Below are 265 nucleotides of genomic sequence, written 5' to 3'. Positions count from 1 at the left end.
GTGCCAGCCGGGCGGAGCTGCTCGGATCCAGCCGCCACTCCAGGACATTCCGTTCGATCACCAGCGCGCCGGGCAGCGTCCCTTCCCGGGTCCGCTGGGCAGCGGGCCGGATATCCACCAGGATCGCGCCCCGCGCGAGCGCGGCCGGTAATTCGACCGGCTGGATCCGCCGCAACTGCGAGCGGGCATTGTCGAGCATTTGGTCTATGGTCATCGACGGCATCTACAGGTCACCTTCGGGCTGGTCGGTGAGGACGGTGTGGGT

General features: G+C 68.3%; 1 protein-coding gene. It reads right to left on the bottom strand.

Going from position 1 to position 265, the window contains the following annotated elements; translation table 11 throughout:
• A partial coding sequence (locus tag CUZ56_RS15130; RefSeq protein WP_369126768.1) for a rhodanese-like domain-containing protein occupies positions 1-223 on the bottom strand: 223 nt, incomplete at its 3' end.
• Positions 224-265: the final 42 nt, after the last annotated feature.

Origin of the sequence: Saezia sanguinis, assembly GCF_003991585.1 — a bacterium.
In the GTDB taxonomy this organism is placed as follows: domain Bacteria; phylum Pseudomonadota; class Gammaproteobacteria; order Burkholderiales; family Burkholderiaceae_C; genus Saezia; species Saezia sanguinis.
Note: the sequence above shows the minus strand (reverse complement) of the source record. Positions and strands in the feature narration are given on the sequence as shown.